We start from the raw sequence: 16,079 nt of genomic DNA, 5'->3' as shown, positions 1-16,079 counted from the left end.
CATGACGACGTCCTACGCGGCCGTACTGCGCGCCCCCCACGCCCTGCGCACCTTCGCCTTCGCATTCCTCGGACGGCTGTCCTACGGAACCGTCTACCTGTCCCTGACCCTGGCGTTCACCGCCTCGACCGGCTCCTACGCCCAGGCAGGCGGGCTGCTGGCCCTGCTCGGCCTCACCGTCTCCGTCCTGTCCCCGGTGCGCGCCGCCCTCATCGACCGGCACGGGCCGCGCCGCGCCCTGCCCCCGATGGCCGCGGCCTACACCCTGCTCCTCGCCGCCCTGGCCGTCCTCACCTGGCGGCCGGGCACGCCCGTCCCGCTGCTCGGCGCCCTGTCCGTCGCGGCCGGCGTCACCGCGCCCCCGGTCGGCGTCGTCATGCGGACGCTGTGGAACGGCCTCCTGCCGGAAGGCCCGCTCCTGCGCCGCGCCTACAGCCTCGACACCGTCTCCGAGGAACTCGTCTTCGTCACCGGCCCCCTCCTGGCGGGCCTGATCGCCGCGATCGCCGCGCCGTCCCTCGGAGTCGCCCTCGGCGCCGTCCTCATCGCCGCCGGGACCTTCGGGATGGTCGCCTCCCCCGCGACGCCCCGGCCTGGCCCGCACCGCCGCGCGCCGCGCGTGCGGGTGTTCCCGCTCGCGCCGGCCCTCGCGGCCGCCGCCACCGGGGTCGCCCTCGGATCCACCGGCCTGCTGGCCGTCGCGTTCACCGAGCGCCACCACCAGCCCGCCGCGGTCGCCTGGGTGGAGGCCGCGGTCGCGGTCGGCAGCACCCTGGGCGGCCTCGCCTACGGCGCGCTGAGCCGGACGGCCCCCGGCCGCGCCCGGCTGGCCGCGCTCGCGTGCCCGCTCGGCCTCGTCCTCGCCGCCGCGGGGCTCGCCCCGTCCGTCGCCGTCCTCGCGGCGGCGGCGTGCGCCGCCGGGGCGTTCGTCGGCCCGACCCTGACCACCGCCTACCTCATCGCCGACGCCGGCGCGCCGCCCGGCGCCCGCACCCGCGCCGTGGCCTGGGTCAACACCGCGCTGAACCTCGGCGCGTCCGGCGGCACGGCCGCCACGGGCGCGGCCCTGGACGTGCTGCCGCTGCCCGCGTGCTACGCCCTCGCCGCGGCTCCCGCCGCCCTGGTCCCGCTCGCCCTGTTCGTCTTGCCGAAACGGCAACAGGGTTCGCCACCTGACGCGGTCACCGCGCACCATCGGAGCATGGACGACACCACCGACCACCAGGAGTACTGGGACTCCCGCTACTCCGAGAACCACCACATCTGGAGCGGGGAGCCCAACGCCGTACTCGTCCAGGAGATCGCCGGGCTGGAGCCCGGCACCGCCCTGGACCTCGGATGCGGCGAGGGCGCCGACGCCGTCTGGCTCGCGCGCCGGGGCTGGCGCGTCACCGCCGCCGACATCTCCGGGGTGGCGCTCGAGCGCGCCGCCCGCCACGCCGAGGAGGCCGGCGTCGCCGACCGCGTCGACTGGCAGCGCCGCGACCTCGCCGCCTCGTTCCCCGAAGGGACCTACGACCTCGTCTCCGCGCAGTTCCTGCACTCCCCCGCCGAGATGCCCCGCGAGGAGGTGCTGCGGGCCGCCGCCGCGGCCGTCGCGCCGGGCGGGACACTGCTCGTCGTCGGGCACGCCGGGCCCCCGCCGTGGGACCCGGACGCCCACCCGGAGGTCCACCTGCCCACGCCCGAGGAGGTCCTGGCCTCGCTCGGCCTGCCGGACGGCGAATGGGAGGTCCTGCGCAGCGACGAGCACGAGCGCGTCCAGACCGCACCCGACGGACGCACGATGACCCGCACCGACAACACCCTCAAGCTGCGGCGCCGGGCGCGGTGACGCGCGGCCGCCGGCGTCAGCGGGGCGAGGTCCGCTCCATCAGCGCGGTGAACTCCTCCAGGGAGATCTTCCCGTCCCGGTTGGCGTCGGCGGCCACGACCACCTCCACCGCGCGGGTCTCGGTGATGTCCTGCCCGAGCCGGGTCATCAGGTTCTTCAGCTCGGCCGTCGAGATGTAGCCGTCACCGTCCACGTCCACCAGCTCGAACGTCGCCCTGTAGTCGTTCACGTCCGCCATGTCCGGGATCTCCTAGCTGATTGGTCTTTGCCGCGCCGACGCTAGCACCGGCGCCATCACCCCCGCCCTTTACGTAGTAAGGTCAAGGCGGGCCGCGCGTTCGGCCATAATCGGACGGGTGCGGCGCTCGTACGAATTCCTCGACCACCCCGGCCCGATCCCCTTCGCCCACCGCGGCGGCGCGGCCGGGCGCCCGGAGAACTCGATGGCCGCGTTCCAGCGCGCCACCGACCTCGGCTACCGCTACCTGGAGACCGACGCCCACGCCACCGCCGACGGGGTCGTCGTCGCATTCCACGACCGCACCCTCGACCGGGTCACCGACCGAACCGGCACCATCGCCCGGCTCCCCTACGTTGAGGTCGCCAGGGCCCGCATCGGCGGTACCGAGCCCATCCCCCGCCTGGAGGACGTCCTCGGCTCCTTCCCCCAGGCGCGCGTCAACATCGACCTGAAGGACGCCCCCGTCATCGGCCCGCTCGCCGAGACGCTGCGCCGCACCGACGCCTGGCGCCGGGTGTGCATCACCTCGTTCTCCACGCGGCGGCTGGCGCAGATGCGCGCGCGCCTCCCCCGGTACACCGACCACGAGGTCTGCATGGCGCTCGGCCCCCGCGGCCTGATGGCGCTGCGCGCCAAGTCCATCGGGGGCCCCACCGCCAAGCTCGTCCGCCTCGCCGCCACCGGCGTCGCGTGCGCCCAGGTGCCCTACGGCCTCGGCCCCGTGCCCTTCGTCACCGAGGCGTTCATCGAGCACGCCCACCGGCTCGGCCTGCAGGTCCACGCGTGGACGGTCAACGACGCCGCCACCATGAAGCGCCTGCTGGACCTCGGCATCGACGGCATCATGACCGACGAGCTGGTCACCCTGCGCGACGTGATGGCGGCCCGCGGCCTGTGGCCGCACGAGACCCCGCCGGCCGCGCTGCCCTGAACCCCGCTCACCCGGCGACGCAGGCCAGCTCCTCGCGCAGCCGGGGGACGCCGGTGAACAGCACCGACCGGATTCCGAGCATCCGGGCCGCCCGCACGTTCTCCTCCCGGTCGTCCACGAACACCACCTCCTCGGGGGCCGCGCCGAGCCGGCCGGTCAGCTCACGGAAGATCTCCGGCTCGGGCTTGGCCAGGCGCAGGTCGGCGCTGTAGAGCCGGTGCCGGAACAGCGAGGCCCAGGGCCGGCGGTCCACCATGCGGGCGAGCTCGACGGGCGCGTTCGACAGCAGGGCCAGCGGTGTGCCCCGTCCGGACAGCTCCTTCAGCAGCGCGACGGTCTCCTCGTTGATGTGCGCCCACGTGCGGACGTCCAGGCTCACCAGGACGTGGCCGAGGTCGTCGTCGAACGGCACCTCCAGCGCGCCGCACACCCGCCGCCAGAACTCCGCGGCGGTCACGGCGGCCAGGTCGTAGTCCCGCCGGTGCGCCCAGTACACCGGCCAGAACCGCGCGGGAGGCGCCCCCACCGTCTCGGGCAGCAGCGCTCCGGCGCGCACGGGCGGGGCCGCGCTGATCACGCCCGCGTAGTCGAACACGATCCATGTCATGGGTCCCTCCAAGATCCTGAGTTGACTACTTAACACCAGAAATGGTTGATTGAACACATGGAGAGTGCGAAACGGGTGGACATGCTCATCGAGCGGTTGCGGACCACCGAGCGGGTGAGCGTGACGGACCTCGCCGAGGAGACCGGCGCCTCGGAGATGACCATCCGGCGCGATCTGGACCTCCTCGCCGAGCGCGGCGTGCTCCGCCGGGTGCGGGGTGGCGCGGTGAGCCTGCTGCTGCGCGGCGAGGCGATGCCCTTCGCCGTCCGCGAGCACGAGGCGGCCGAGACCAAGCGGCGCCTGGCCGCCGAGGTCGACGCGCTGCTCACCGACGGCGAGGCCGTGGTCCTGGACGCGGGGACCACCGCCCTGACCGTCGCCCGCACGATCGCCGGCCGGCGGCTCACCGTCGTCCCGCTCGACCTGCACGCCGCCACCGCCCTCAGCGGGGCGGCGCGGATCCGGCTGCTGGTGCCGGGCGGGCGGACCACGCCCGGGGCGCTGGCGTTCACCGGACCGCTCACCGAGGCCTCCCTCGCCTCGCTGCGCGTCGACACCGCCGTCCTCGGCGTGTGCGGCCTGTCGGCCGAGCACGGGCTGACGGCCCACGACCTGGACGAGGTCCCGGTCAAGCGCGCCGCGATCGCCTCGGCCCGCCGCGTCATCGCGGTGTGCGACGGCGCCAAGTTCGGCCGCAGCGGCCTCGGCCTGGTCTGCCCGTCCACCGCCCTCGACATGGTGGTCACCGACCGCACCGCACCCGCACCCGCCGTCGCTCGCCTGCGGGACGCCGGCGTGGACGTCAGGCTCGTATGACCGGCGGCGCTCCCGAGACGGCCGGATCACTTCGCGCGGCGAGGCTGGCCACCTTCGCCTACTTCGCTCTCGCCGGGTTCCTGCTGGGAATGTGGATCGTCCACATCCCTCCCATCGAGCACCGGACCGGGATCGACCACGCGGTGCTCGGACGGCTCCTGCTGCTGCTCGGCGCGGGCGCGCTCGTCGGGATGCGGATCGCGGGCCCCCTCGCCGACCGCGCGGGCGCCCGCAGGGTGGTGCCCGCCAGCGCCGCGACCGCCGCCGCCGCGCTGGTCCTGCCGGGCCTGGCGCCCGGCGCCTGGACGCTCGGCGCGGCCCTGCTGCTGCTCGGCGCCTGCCACGGGGCACTGGACGTCGCCATGAACGCCCACGCCGTCCAGGTCGAGCGCGGCTACGGAAGGCCGATCATGGCCGCCTTCCACGCGACCTTCTCCCTCGGCGGCGTCCTGGCCGCCCTGGTCGGCGCCCGGACGCTCAGCTGGGGCTGGAGCCCGGCCGCGACCTTCGGCGCGGTGGCGCTCCTGAGCACGGCCGCGGGCGCGGCGGCAGCTCCGGTGCTGCTGCGGTCCGGCGGAGCGCCCGCGTCCGGCGCCGCTCCGGTGCGCCGCCGGACGCCCCGGCGCATCCGGGGGCTGGCCGCCCTCGCTTTCATGATCATGCTGTGCGAGGGAGTGGCCAACGACTGGAGCGCGCTGCACCTGCGCGGCCTGGACGCGTCCCCGGGCACCGCGGCGCTCGCGTTCGGGGCCTTCTCCACCGCCATGACCGGCGGGCGCCTGCTGGCCGACCGGCTCGCCGCGCGCTACGGCCCGGTGGCCGTCCTGCGCAACGGCGCCGGCCTGGCCGCCTTCGGCCTCGCGGTGGCGGCGCTGTCGACCGGGGAGGCCGCGGCCCTGGCGGGCTGGGCCGTGCTCGGGGCAGGGCTGTCGGGAGCCGTCCCCCAGTTGTTCAGCGCCGCCGGTCACCACGACCGGGCCGCCTCGGGCGCCAACGTCTCCCGGGTGGCCGGGCTCGGCTACCTCGGGATGCTCGCGGGCCCCGCCGTCATCGGGCCGCTCACCCGCGCCATGCCGCTCGGCCTCACGCTGCTCCTGCCGGCGGCGCTCTGCGTCGTCGCGGCCGCGGCGGCGGGCCTCGTGCGCCACCCGGACGACGCCGGCGCCCGCCCGCGGGCCGACCGCGGAACCGGGGTCAGTGCCTGAAGCCGGGCGGGCGGTACTCGGCCGCGATGCGCATCGGCTGCTGCGGCTGCGGCTGGGGCCGCTCCGCGGGACGGGGCGGCTGCCCGGGCGGGACGGCCCCGCCGACCTGGAGGTCGCCCCGCTGGGAGCGGAACTCCTCCAGGAGCTCCAGGTCCTCCGGAGAGACCAGGGCGGCCATCACCCTGCCCCGCCGCGTGAGCCGGACGGGCTCGCCGGTGTAGGCGACCCGGTTCACCAGATCCGCGAACTCGGCGCGTGCTTCGGTCACCGGAACATCCACGTGATTCATCGTATAGCGAAACCTCCCGCGGCCCCCTGGCCGTCCGCAGTCCCCTGGATTAGTGTCCGTACGTAGCGTACGAAACGTACAGATGATCAAGGAGGCGGACGTGAACGGCGGACCGGGGCGACAGGACGGCGGACGGCCGGCGGAGACCTTCGTGGGCAGGTCGCGGGCACGGGTGATCGAGATGCCGCAGCCGGCGGACGCGCAGTTGTTCGAGCGGCTGCTGGCGCAGCGGATCGTGTTCCTCGGCACCGAGATCGACGACGGGACCGCCAACCGGGTCAGCGCGCAACTGCTGCTGCTCGCGGCGCGGGACGCCCGGCGCGACATCACCGTCTACATCAACTCCCCCGGCGGCGTCGTGGACGCCGGGATGGCGATCTACGACATGATGCAGTTCGTCCCGAACGACATATCCACGGTCGCGATGGGAATGGCCGCGTCCATGGGACAGACGCTGCTGTGCGCCGGGACGCGGGGCAAGCGGTACGCGCTGCGCCACGCGCGGGTGATGATGCACCAGCCGCACGGCGGCATCGGCGGCACGGCGTCCGACATCAGGATCCAGGCGGAACAGTCGCTGTACCTCAAGCGGACCCTGGCGGAGCGCACGGCGTTCCACACGGGCCAGACGCTGGAGCGGATCGAGGCCGACGGGGACCGCGACGCGTGGTTCACCGCGGAGGAGGCCCGCGACTACGGTTTCGTCGACCACGTCATCGACAGCACCGACCGGGTGGGCACATGACACGCGCGGAACGGCGCTCCCTCGTCCCCCAGTTCGAGGAGCGCACCGGCCAGGGACGCAAGGAGACCGACCCCTACAGCAAGCTGTTCGAGGAGCGGATCGTGTTCCTCGGCGCGCCGGTGGACGACACCAGCGCGGGCGACGTCACGGCGCAGATCCTGGCGCTGGAGGCCATGGACCCCGACCGGCCCATCGCCCTGTACATCAACTCGCCGGGCGGGTCGATCACCGCGATGCTCGCGATCTGCGACACGATGCGCCACGTGCGGCCCGAGATCGAGACGACCTGCGTCGGGCAGGCCGCGTCGGCCGCGGCGATCCTGCTGGCGGCGGGCTCGCCGGGGCGCAGGCAGGCGCTGCCGGACGCGCGGATCCTGCTGCACGAGCCGTCGCTGGAGGTGGCCGGGGGCCAGGCCACCGACCTCGCGATCCAGGCGCGGGAGGTGCTGCGGCTGCGCGAGCAGACCGAGGCGATCCTGGCCGAGGCCACCGGGCGCGACCCCGCGGCCGTCCGCCGCGACCTCGAGCGCGAGCGCTACTTCACCGCCGCGGAGGCCAGGGACTACGGGCTCATCGACGAGGTCCTCGCCTCCCGTCACTAGCGGGCGAGCCGCATGTTCCCCGCCGGCGGCTGGGTACGGCCGCAAAGAGCAGGGTTGGATCACCCCGGGCGCGGGAATCTTGTCACGGTGTTCAGCGTTGGTGAGGGCAAGACCGCAAGCCGTCTGGGAGGCACGTGACGATGGCCGAGCGCGCACTTCGCGGCACCCGACTCGGAGCGACGAGCTACGAGAACGATCGCAACACCGATCTGGCCCCTCGGCAAGAGGTGGACTACACCTGCACGAAGGGCCACCGGTTCACCGTGACGCTCGCAGCCGAGGCCGAGGTGCCGATCACCTGGGAATGCCGCAACTGCGGCGCCACGGCCCTGCGGGTCGACGGGGAACTGCCCCAGACCAAGAAGGGCAAGCCGCCGCGCACCCACTGGGACATGCTCATGGAGCGCAGGACCCTTGAAGACCTTGAGGAGGTCCTGGCAGAACGCCTGGAGATCCTGCGAGCGGGGCGCAGGAAGTCCGCGTGAGCGGATAGCAGGCTCGTCGCGAAGGCCCGTACCGGCGGGGGTACGGGCCTTCGCCATGCCTGCGCCCCTTTTGTCCCGGCTTGGGGTCGCGGACCGGGGTCACCGGCCCGCGCGGGGCAGCACCAGGCCGCTCTCGTAGGCGGCGACGACGGCCTGGACACGGTCGCGCAGCCCGAGCTTGCGCAGGATCCGGCTCACGTGGGTCTTGACCGTCTCCTCCCCGACGACCAGCCGCGCGGCGATCTCGGCGTTGGACAGGCCCGCCGCGACCAGGCGCAGGACGTCGGTCTCGCGCGGGGTCAGCGCCTCCAGTTCCGGTCCGCGCGACGGCGGGCGCGGACGCAGCCGGGCGAACTCCCCGATGAGGCGGCGGGTGACGGCCGGGGCGAGCAGCGCGTCCCCGCCCGCGACGACCCGGACCGCGTCGAACAGCCGCTCGGCGGTGACGTCCTTGAGCAGGAACCCGCTGGCGCCCGCGACGAGGGCGTCGTAGACGTGCTCGTCCAGGTCGAACGTCGTCAGCATCAGGACGCGGGGCGGGTCCGGCTCGGCGGTGACGCGGCGGGTGGCCTCGATGCCGTCCATGACCGGCATCCGCACGTCCATCAGCACGACGTCGGGGCGGTGCTCGCGGCACGCCAGGGCCGCGGCGGCGCCGTCGGCCGCCGTCGCCACGACCTCCAGGTCCGGCTGGGTGGCCAGCAGGGCCCCGAACCCGGCGCGGACGACCTCCTGGTCGTCGGCCACCACGACGCGCACGCTCACGGTTCCTCCCCCAGCGGCAGGGTCGCCTCCACCAGGAACCCGCCGCCGGGCCCTGGACCGGTGCGCAGCTCGCCGCCGACGGCGGCGGCTCGCTCGCGCATGCCGAGCAGCCCGTGCCCGGCGGGGCCGCCGCCGTGCCCCGGCCCGTTGTCGCGGACGCTGACGCGCAGGGCGTCGGCCGCGTAGTGGAGCTCCACGTCGACGGCGGCGCCGGGGGCGTGCCTGCGGGCGTTGGTCAGGGCCTCCTGGACGATCCGGTAGGCCGCCAGCTCCAGCCCGGGGTCCAGGGCGGCGACGTGGCCGCCGACGATCAGCCGGACGCCCGCGGCGCCCGACTCGCGGGTCTGGTCGACCAGGTCGAGGAGCTGCTGCAGGCCGGGCTGGGGGCGCCGGGTCGGCTCGGCGCCGGCGTCCTCGCGCAGCACGCCGAGCAGCCGCCGCATCTCGGTGAGGGCGGTGCGGGCGGTGTCGCCGATGGCCAGCAGCCGCTTGGCGCCCTCGTCCGGCATGCCGGGGACCGCGAGCCGGGCGGTCTCGGCCTGCACGGAGATCATCGAGATGTGGTGGGCGACGACGTCGTGCAGCTCGCGCGCGATGCGGGCCCGCTCGCCGCGCGCGGTGTGCTCCAGCAGGGTGGACTCGAACGCCCGCCGCGAGGCGTCGCGCGCGGCGGTCTCGGCCCGGCGCCGCAGGAGGCGGCGGCGCGCCAGGACCGTCCAGACGGTGGCGAGGGCGGCGAGGGCGGCGAGGGCGGCGCCGCCGTGCAGGACGCACGCCGCGGCGGCCGCGGCGGTGATCACGGCGGCGGCGGCCGGGCCCCGGTCGCGGACGAGCGCCAGCGGGAGCGTCGCGCACAGGTCCACCGCCAGCGCCAGCGACAGGGCCACCCCCGAGCCGTGGGTGCGCAGGACGGCCTCGGCGGCGGCGGCCAGGGCGAAGCAGCCGCCGGCCACGGGCCACCGCGCCCGCCCGGCGGTCTCGTCGCTTTCGCCCACGGACGCCATTGTGGCGCGGGCGGTGCCGCCGCGGCGTCCCTCGCGGGAGGGACGCCGGTCCCCCGGTCCGTGCCCGCCAAGACTCCTCCCCGGCGTGATGACCCGGGGGCGCGGGGCTCCGTAGCCTCCCGGTCCATGGAGGCAACCATCGAAGTGCGGGGCCTGCGCAAGCGCTACGGGCCCACCCTCGCCGTGGACGACCTGTCGTTCACGGTCGGTCCGGGGCAGGTCACCGGGTTCGTCGGCCCGAACGGGGCCGGCAAGTCCACCACCATGCGGATGATCATGGGGCTGGACCGGCCCGACGGCGGGGCGGCGCTGGTCGGCGGCCGGCCCTACCGGTCGCTGCGGGCGCCGCTGTGCCGGCTCGGGGCGATGCTGGACGCGTCGGCGGTCCATCCGGCCCGCCGCGCCCGCGACCACCTGCTGTGGCTCGCCCACGCGGGCGGGCTGCCCGCCCGGCGGGTGGACGAGGTGATCGCGATGACCGGGCTGGCGAGCGCGGCCCGCCGCCGGGCGGGCGGATTCTCACTCGGCATGCGGCAGCGGCTCGGGATCGCCGCGGCGCTGCTCGGGGATCCGCCGGTGCTGATGTTCGACGAGCCGGTCAACGGCCTGGACCCCGAGGGCGTCACCTGGATCCGGGGGCTGCTGCGGTCGCTGGCCGCGGAGGGGCGCGCCGTGCTGGTGTCCAGCCACCTGATGGGCGAGCTGGAGGGCGGCGCCGACCACCTGGTGGTGATCGGGCGCGGCCGGCTGGTCGCCGACACCAGTGTCGCGGAGCTGCTGGACGCCGCGTCCGGGGGCCGGGTCGAGCTGCGGACCGCCGAACGGCGGGAGGCCATGACCGCCCTGGCGCGCGCGGGCGCCACCGTCGCGGCGGCGGGGCCGGACGCCGTCACGGTCACGGGACTGGCCGCCGAGCGGATCATCGCCGTGCTCACCGAGGCCGGGGTCGGGTTCAGCGGAATCGGTGAGCACCGCGCTTCGCTGGAGGAGGCGTACATGGAGCTGACCCGCGACGCGGTGGAGTTCCAGGCCGCGCGGGCCGGGGAGGCCCGGTGAGCGCCCCGGGGACCGCGGCCTCGTACCGCAGCACGCTCGAGGACGAGGCCCGCGACGGGTTCGGGCGGCTGCTGCTGGCCGAGTGGACCAAGCTGCGCACCGTCCGCCGCTGGGTGCTGGCCCTGCCGGCGGTGGTGCTCCTGGCCGTGCTGGTGGCGCTGCTGACGGCGGCGAGCAGCGAGTCCACCGGTTCGGGGGACGGACCGTCCGACCCGGCGCGGCTGCAGATCATCGACCTCGGCCACTTCACCTACCTGCCCCTGGCGGGGGACGGCTCGATCGTCGCGCGCGTCACCGCGCAGGAGGGCGGCGGCGGGTGGGCCAAGGCCGGTCTGATGATCAGGGGGAGCGCCGGGCAGGGCGCCCCGTACGCGGCGCTGGCGGTCACGCCGGGGCACGGTGTCCGGCTGCAGACCGGGTACAAGAGCGGCGGCGCCTACGGCGGGACGGGCGCCGTGCCCCGCTGGCTCAAGCTGACCCGCGCCGGAACGGAGGTCACGGGCTACGCCTCGTCCGACGGGCGAGGCTGGAACCGCGTGGGGTCCGTCCGGCTGGACGGGCTGCCCGGCAAGGCCCTTGCGGGCATGTTCGTCTCCGCCCCGGACGTGGTCGAGGTGAAGCGCGTGTTCGGCGGGGAGAGCGTCTCAGGCAGCCCGGGCCGCACCGGGCGACGTTCGACCAGGTCGCGGTGGCGCCGGCGCAGCCGGGAGCCGCGTGGCGCGACCGCGGCGCCGTGGGCGGGCCGGCGGCCGACCCGTCCCTGGACGGCCGCACCGGGTCCGGCGGGACGTTCACGCTGAAGGGCGTGGGCGACATCGGGCCCAACGAGTTCGCCGACGACGCCACCAAGGCCGTCCTGGCCGGGGCGCTGATCGGCCAGGTGGCGATCGTGGCGATGGCGGTGCTGTCGGTGACGGCCGAGTACCGGCGCGGGACGCTGCGCACGACGCTCGCCGCCTTCCCCGGGCGCGGCCGGGTGCTGGCCGCCAAGGCGGTCGTGGTGGGCCTGGCGTCGCTGGCGGCGGGGCTCGCGGCGGCGGCCGGGTCGGTGCTGCTCGCCCGGCCGGTGCAGCGCTCGCACGGGCTGGCGACGCCGTCGCTCGGCGACGGCGCCGTGCTGCGCGCGGTCCTCGGCACGGCGGTGCTGCTCGCCGTGATCGGCGTGTTCTCCGTGGCGGTCGCGGTGATCGTGCGGCGCAGCGCGCCGGCGATGACGATCGTGCTGCTGCTCCTGCTCGTCCCGCAGATCGTGGCGACCGGGCTGCCGCTGTCGGCGGCGCGGTGGCTGGAGCGGCTCACCCCGGCGGCGGGGTTCGCGATCCAGCAGACCGTCGTCCGGTTCGACCGGGCGATCGACCCGTGGGCGGGGCTCGGGGTGCTGTGCGCCTACACGGCGGTCGCGCTGGCCGCCGCCGCGTGGCTGCTCAGGCGGCGCGACGCATGACCGGCCCGGTGCCCGGGGGCGTGCGCGCGCTGCACGCGCTGCACGCCGAGTGGACGAAGCTGCGCACGGTGCCGAGCACCCTGCTGCTCGCACCGGCGCTCGCGGTGCTGGTCGCCGCGGTGGGCGCCGCGGTGACCGGGACGGTGGACACCGCGCACTGCGCCACGCCGGCCGCGTGCATGGAGGACACGCCGAAGCTGGCGCTGTCGGGGGTCCAGGTGGGGCAGGTCGCCGCGGTCGTGCTCGGCGTGCTGGCGGTCGGCGGCGAGTACGCCACCGGGACGATCACCGCGACGCTGGCGGCGGTGCCGGGGCGGGTCACCGTCCTGGCCGCCAAGGCGGCCGTGGTGGCGGGCCTGGTCGCCGCGGCCGGGACGGCCGGGGTGCTGGCGGCGCTCGCGGCGGGGCGGGGCATCCTGCCGGGCAACGGCTTCACGGCCGCGAACGGCTACCCGCCGCTGTCGCTCGCCGACGGCCCCACCGCCCGCGCGGCCGCGGGGACCGTCCTTTACCTGGTGCTGGTCGCTCTGCTCGCCCTGGGCGTGGGGACGGTGCTGCGGGAGCAGGCGGTGGCGATCGGCGCGGTGCTGGCACTGCTGTGGATCGTGCCGGTCCTGGTGGGGCTCGTCGGCGACGACGCGTGGCGGGACCGGCTGTCGAAGGCCGCGCCGATGACGGCGGGCCTGGCCGTCCAGGCGACGCGCGGCCTGGACCGGCTGCCGATCGGGCCGTGGCAGGGCCTCGGCGTCCTCGCCCTTTACGCGGCCGCCGCCCTGCTGGCGGGCGGCGCCGTGTTCGCCGCCCGCGACGCCTGACGGGGCGGGGCGGTCAGGCGCGGGAAGGCCTGTCGTCCTTCTCCCCGGCGGCCTCGCCGTCGTGGAGGACCTCGCCGCGGACCACCGGTCCCGGCGGGGTCTCGACGCGCTCGGGGCCGCGGCCGCGCCCGAACGGGTCGAACCCGGCGGCGCCGGGCGGGAACATCGTGGCGGCGCGCTCCTCGGCGGCCCGCATCCGCCGGGCCGCGAACACCGCCAGCGCGCGGCGGACGAGCGGCCGGGTGAACGGGAGCACCAGCGCGAGCCCCAGCACGTCGGTGACGAAGCCGGGGACCAGCAGCAGCACGCCGCCGGCCATGACCAGCGCAGCGTCCGCTACCTCCCGGTCGGGCAGGACGCCGCGCCGCGCCGTCTCCTGCAGGGCCCGCCACGCGCGGCGGCCCTCCCGGCGGACGAGCCACGCGCCGAGGACGGTCTCGGCGATCAGCAGCCCGACCGTGGGCCAGACGCCGATCACCCCGCCGACCTGGATCAGCACGAAGATCTCCAGGACCGGCAGCAGCAGGAGCGCCAGGACGATCAGCAGCGGCAGCATGGCTCCATCTCAGGGTCGAAAGCCTCTCCCCCTGTTCAACGCCGGGACGGCCCCGTTCGTTTCCCGGCGGCCCCGCCGGGCGTGTCAGCCCGGGTCGCGGAGCTTGCCGATGCGGTCCGACATCCCCCACTGGGTGATGCGCAGCGCCGCCTCGGCCATCACGTCCCGGCTCATCTTGCTGGTCCCGTGGACGCGCTCGACGAAGGTGATCGGCACCTCCACCACGCGCAGGCCCTGCCGCAGGGCCCGCAGCGCCAGGTCGATCTGGAAGCAGTAGCCGCGCGAGTCGACCCCCTCCAGCCCGATCTTCTCCAGGGTCGCGGCGCGGAAGGCGCGGTACCCGCCGGTGGAGTCGTGCAGCGGGATGCCGAGCATCACCCGGGCGTAGGTGTTGGCGCCGCGCGACAGCGCCTCGCGCCGCTTCGGCCAGTTGCGCACCCGGCCGCCGGGCACCCAGCGGGCGCCGATGACGAGGTCGGCGTCCTCCAGCGCCGACAGCAGCCGCGGCAGCTCCTCGGGCTGGTGGGAGCCGTCGGCGTCCATCTCGACCATGACGTCGTAGCCGTGCTCGGCCGCCCACCGGAAACCGGCGATGTAGGCGGGGCCGAGGCCCTCCTTGCCCTGCCGGTGCAGGACCTTGACCTGCTCGTCCGCGGCCGCCATCGCGTCGGCGGCCTCGCCGGTTCCGTCGGGGCTCGCGTCGTCCACGACCAGGACGTCCGCCGACGGGGCGGCCTCGCGCACCCGCCCGACGATGCGCTCGATGTTGTCCCGCTCGTTGTACGTCGGGATGATCACGAGCACCCGGCCGAGCCCGGCTGGGATCTCCATCGGCGTCAATTCCCCTCGTTCTTCCTGGCTGTCCATGCCGCCGCGCAGACCGCGCCGAGCCCGAGCAGCGCGAGCGCCCACTCGGGCGCCTCGCCCAGCCGGTCGGCCGTCGTCCGCGACGAGCGCGCCGGGACGGCCGCGACCTGGATGTCGGGGACGAACTCCCGGGACCGGTCGACCATCCGGCCGTCGGGGGCGACGATGGCACTGATCCCGCTCGTCGCGGCTACCAAGATCGTACGGCCATGTTCGACCGCCCGCAGCCGCGACATGGCGATCTGCTGCGGCGGCAGGCTGGTCTTGCCGTAGGTGGCGTTGTTGGTCTGCACGACCAGGAGGTCGCCGCGCGCCACGTCGCGGACCTCCTTGTCGTAGGCGACCTCGAAGCAGATCACGTCGCCGACGTCCACCGGCCCGAGCCGCATCACGCCCGAGCGCGTCCCCTTGGCGAAGTCGCGGGGGATCCGCTCGAACCGGGTGATCAGCTTGGTGAGCACGTCGCGGAACGGCAGGTACTCCCCGAACGGGACGGGGTGCCGCTTGACGTAGTAGTCGCCGGGACCGGTCCGCGGATCCCACACGATGCCGCGGTTCTCGACCTTCTCCCCGTCGGGGGTGTCGGTGAGGGCGCCGACGAGGACGGGCACGCCGATGTCCTTCACCGCGCCGTCGATGGCGTTGTAGGCGTCGGGCTCGGCGTAGGGGTCCAGGTCGCTGGCGTTCTCCGGCCACACCACCAGCTCGGGCCTCGCGACCCGGCCCGAGCGGACCCGCGCGGCCAGCTCGTGGGTGGCCTTGACGTGGTTGTTCAGGACGGCCTGGCGCTGGCCGAGGAAGTCGAGGCCGAGGCGCGGCACGTTGCCCTGGATCACCGCGACGGTGACCGGGCGGCCGGACGCGGGGGTGGGGATCAGCAGGCCGCCGCCGACGACGGCCCCGACCGCGCCGAGGCAGACCGCGGCGGGGACCAGGGCCCGGCGCGTCCGGGACGGCTCCCGCTCGCCCTCGCCCCCGGAGCTCTGGACCTCGGAGCCCTGAGCCCGGGAACGGGCGCGCCGGGCGCGGTGGGCGGCGACGGCCGCGCAGGCGAGGAGCCCGCCGACCAGCGCGGTGAGGAACGTGACCAGGGGCGCGCCGCCGATGGACGCGTACGGGGTCAGCGGAGTGGAGGTCTGGCTGAACGCCAGCCGCGCCCAGGGGAACCCCCCGAACGGGACGCGGCCGCGGAGCGCTTCCTCGCCGACCCACAGCGCGGCCGTCCACACCGGCCAGCCCGGGAGCCGGGTGACCACCGCGACGCCGGCGCCCAGGGGCAGGAAGTAGGCGGCCTCGACGAGGCTGAGGACGACCCAGCCGTCCGGGCCGATCCTGGAGATGCCCTCCAGGGCGGGGAGGAAGAACGCGGCGCCGCCGACGAAGGCCAGCCAGGCGCCGGTCCGGGCCGCCCGGCGGTACAGGGCGAGGGTCAGCAGGGCCACGCCCACCGGCGCGAGGGGCGTGAGGTCGAACGGGGGGAAGGCCGGCCACATCAGGAGCCCGGCCGCCACGGCCAGCAGCGTGCGGGGCCAGCCCGCGCGGCCGCCTGAGCGCAGGCCACCGCGCAGCCGGCCGAGCCGCCGCCGCCGCGCCCCGGTACCGGGCTCGCCGCCCGGGCCGTCGCCCGGCCCCGCCGCCGGCGACCGGTCCGGGAGGGTCTCCTGGGCCACGTCCCACCTCGTTCGATCGGGTCCCTTGCCGGAACGCTACCGGGCGCGGGCCCTCGCGGCGACCAAGGGCGCGGAAGGAAGGAGGCAGGGCGGTCCGCCAGGGGCCGGACACGGAAGAGGGCCCGCGACATCCGTCGGGCCGGAGTC

General features: G+C 75.7%; 19 protein-coding genes. 11 read left to right on the top strand and 8 right to left on the bottom strand.

The window, feature by feature from the left end; genetic code table 11:
• Position 1 precedes the first annotated feature (1 nt).
• Positions 2-1,834, top strand: a complete 1,833-nt coding sequence (locus FKD65_RS44680) for a class I SAM-dependent methyltransferase (RefSeq protein ID WP_205718493.1) — start codon at positions 2-4, stop codon at positions 1,832-1,834.
• Between the two features lie 16 nt (positions 1,835-1,850).
• On the opposite strand, the gene FKD65_RS00710 is transcribed toward FKD65_RS44680, so the two are convergent.
• Positions 1,851-2,072 carry an EF-hand domain-containing protein gene (locus tag FKD65_RS00710; protein ID WP_141575205.1) on the bottom strand — a complete coding sequence of 74 codons (222 nt, stop codon included), beginning with the start codon at positions 2,070-2,072 and terminating at the stop codon, positions 1,851-1,853.
• Positions 2,073-2,190: 118 nt separating this feature from the next.
• Between FKD65_RS00710 and FKD65_RS00705 the strand changes: the two genes are divergently transcribed.
• Positions 2,191-3,006, top strand: a complete 816-nt coding sequence (locus tag FKD65_RS00705; RefSeq protein WP_141575203.1) for a glycerophosphodiester phosphodiesterase — start codon at positions 2,191-2,193, stop codon at positions 3,004-3,006.
• Positions 3,007-3,013: 7 nt separating this feature from the next.
• Here FKD65_RS00705 and FKD65_RS00700 read toward each other — a convergent pair whose 3' ends face one another.
• The gene (locus FKD65_RS00700; protein WP_141575201.1) at positions 3,014-3,613 is read right to left on the bottom strand and encodes an HAD family phosphatase; all 600 of its coding nucleotides are present in this window, start codon (positions 3,611-3,613) and stop codon (positions 3,014-3,016) included.
• A 57-nt stretch (positions 3,614-3,670) separates the two neighbouring features.
• Between FKD65_RS00700 and FKD65_RS00695 the strand changes: the two genes are divergently transcribed.
• A complete protein-coding gene (locus FKD65_RS00695) occupies positions 3,671-4,429 on the top strand; it encodes a DeoR/GlpR family DNA-binding transcription regulator (protein WP_141575199.1) in 759 nt (252 codons plus the stop codon).
• Positions 4,426-5,634 carry an MFS transporter gene (locus FKD65_RS00690; RefSeq protein ID WP_141575197.1) on the top strand — a complete coding sequence of 403 codons (1,209 nt, stop codon included), beginning with the start codon at positions 4,426-4,428 and terminating at the stop codon, positions 5,632-5,634. The genes FKD65_RS00695 and FKD65_RS00690 overlap by 4 nt, the downstream gene beginning before the upstream one ends.
• Here the strand turns inward: FKD65_RS00690 and FKD65_RS00685 are convergent.
• On the bottom strand, positions 5,624-5,902 hold the full coding sequence (locus tag FKD65_RS00685; RefSeq protein WP_240809916.1) for a type II toxin-antitoxin system Phd/YefM family antitoxin: 279 nt from the start codon (positions 5,900-5,902) through the stop codon (positions 5,624-5,626). The genes FKD65_RS00690 and FKD65_RS00685 overlap by 11 nt on opposite strands.
• A 202-nt stretch (positions 5,903-6,104) precedes the next feature.
• Here FKD65_RS00685 and FKD65_RS00680 point away from each other — a divergent pair, with 202 nt between their 5' ends.
• The 3 genes from FKD65_RS00680 (at position 6,105) to FKD65_RS00670 (ending at position 7,755) form a co-directional block, all read left to right on the top strand.
• Positions 6,105-6,668 carry a ClpP family protease gene (locus FKD65_RS00680; RefSeq protein WP_168221395.1) on the top strand — a complete coding sequence of 188 codons (564 nt, stop codon included), beginning with the start codon at positions 6,105-6,107 and terminating at the stop codon, positions 6,666-6,668.
• Entirely contained in the window at positions 6,665-7,270 is a 606-nt protein-coding gene (locus tag FKD65_RS00675) for an ATP-dependent Clp protease proteolytic subunit (RefSeq protein ID WP_141575189.1), read from the top strand. Before FKD65_RS00680 ends, FKD65_RS00675 begins: the two co-directional genes overlap by 4 nt.
• 140 nt (positions 7,271-7,410) lie before the next feature.
• The gene (locus FKD65_RS00670) at positions 7,411-7,755 is read left to right on the top strand and encodes an RNA polymerase-binding protein RbpA (RefSeq protein WP_141586204.1); all 345 of its coding nucleotides are present in this window, start codon (positions 7,411-7,413) and stop codon (positions 7,753-7,755) included.
• A 99-nt stretch (positions 7,756-7,854) separates the two neighbouring features.
• Here FKD65_RS00670 and FKD65_RS00665 read toward each other — a convergent pair whose 3' ends face one another.
• Together FKD65_RS00665 and FKD65_RS00660 are read right to left on the bottom strand one after the other, a co-directional pair.
• Entirely contained in the window at positions 7,855-8,520 is a 666-nt protein-coding gene (locus tag FKD65_RS00665) for a response regulator transcription factor (RefSeq protein WP_141575187.1), read from the bottom strand.
• Positions 8,517-9,515, bottom strand: coding sequence for a sensor histidine kinase (locus FKD65_RS00660; RefSeq protein ID WP_205718491.1), 999 nt, complete (start codon positions 9,513-9,515; stop codon positions 8,517-8,519). Before FKD65_RS00660 ends, FKD65_RS00665 begins: the two co-directional genes overlap by 4 nt.
• Positions 9,516-9,650: 135 nt before the next feature.
• Here FKD65_RS00660 and FKD65_RS00655 point away from each other — a divergent pair, with 135 nt between their 5' ends.
• From FKD65_RS00655 to FKD65_RS00640, 4 genes are read left to right on the top strand one after another with little or no spacing between them, the layout of a single operon-like run.
• Positions 9,651-10,580, top strand: a complete 930-nt coding sequence (locus FKD65_RS00655; protein ID WP_141575183.1) for an ABC transporter ATP-binding protein — start codon at positions 9,651-9,653, stop codon at positions 10,578-10,580.
• Positions 10,577-11,380 carry a DUF1349 domain-containing protein gene (locus tag FKD65_RS00650; protein WP_141575180.1) on the top strand — a complete coding sequence of 268 codons (804 nt, stop codon included), beginning with the start codon at positions 10,577-10,579 and terminating at the stop codon, positions 11,378-11,380. The genes FKD65_RS00655 and FKD65_RS00650 overlap by 4 nt, the downstream gene beginning before the upstream one ends.
• Positions 11,314-12,024 (top strand): ABC transporter permease subunit, encoded by a 711-nt coding sequence (locus FKD65_RS00645; RefSeq protein ID WP_141575178.1) that lies wholly within the window; start codon positions 11,314-11,316, stop codon positions 12,022-12,024. Before FKD65_RS00650 ends, FKD65_RS00645 begins: the two co-directional genes overlap by 67 nt.
• A complete protein-coding gene (locus FKD65_RS00640) occupies positions 12,021-12,839 on the top strand; it encodes an ABC transporter permease subunit (RefSeq protein ID WP_141575176.1) in 819 nt (272 codons plus the stop codon). The genes FKD65_RS00645 and FKD65_RS00640 overlap by 4 nt, the downstream gene beginning before the upstream one ends.
• A 13-nt stretch (positions 12,840-12,852) precedes the next feature.
• On the opposite strand, the gene FKD65_RS00635 is transcribed toward FKD65_RS00640, so the two are convergent.
• The 3 genes from FKD65_RS00635 to lnt all read right to left on the bottom strand — a co-directional run bounded on the left by FKD65_RS00635 (position 12,853) and on the right by lnt (position 15,932).
• Positions 12,853-13,395: an FxsA family protein gene (locus FKD65_RS00635; protein WP_141575173.1), complete on the bottom strand. Its 543-nt coding sequence runs from the start codon at positions 13,393-13,395 to the stop codon at positions 12,853-12,855.
• Positions 13,396-13,479: 84 nt separating this feature from the next.
• Positions 13,480-14,226, bottom strand: coding sequence for a polyprenol monophosphomannose synthase (locus FKD65_RS00630; protein WP_141575171.1), 747 nt, complete (start codon positions 14,224-14,226; stop codon positions 13,480-13,482).
• A 5-nt stretch (positions 14,227-14,231) separates the two neighbouring features.
• Positions 14,232-15,932, bottom strand: a complete 1,701-nt coding sequence (lnt, locus tag FKD65_RS00625) for an apolipoprotein N-acyltransferase (protein ID WP_240809915.1) — start codon at positions 15,930-15,932, stop codon at positions 14,232-14,234.
• Between the last annotated feature and the right edge of the window lie 147 nt (positions 15,933-16,079).

The sequence above is a fragment of the Actinomadura sp. WMMA1423 genome (assembly GCF_006547145.1).
GTDB lineage: Bacteria > Actinomycetota > Actinomycetes > Streptosporangiales > Streptosporangiaceae > Spirillospora.
Note: the sequence above shows the minus strand (reverse complement) of the source record. Positions and strands in the feature narration are given on the sequence as shown.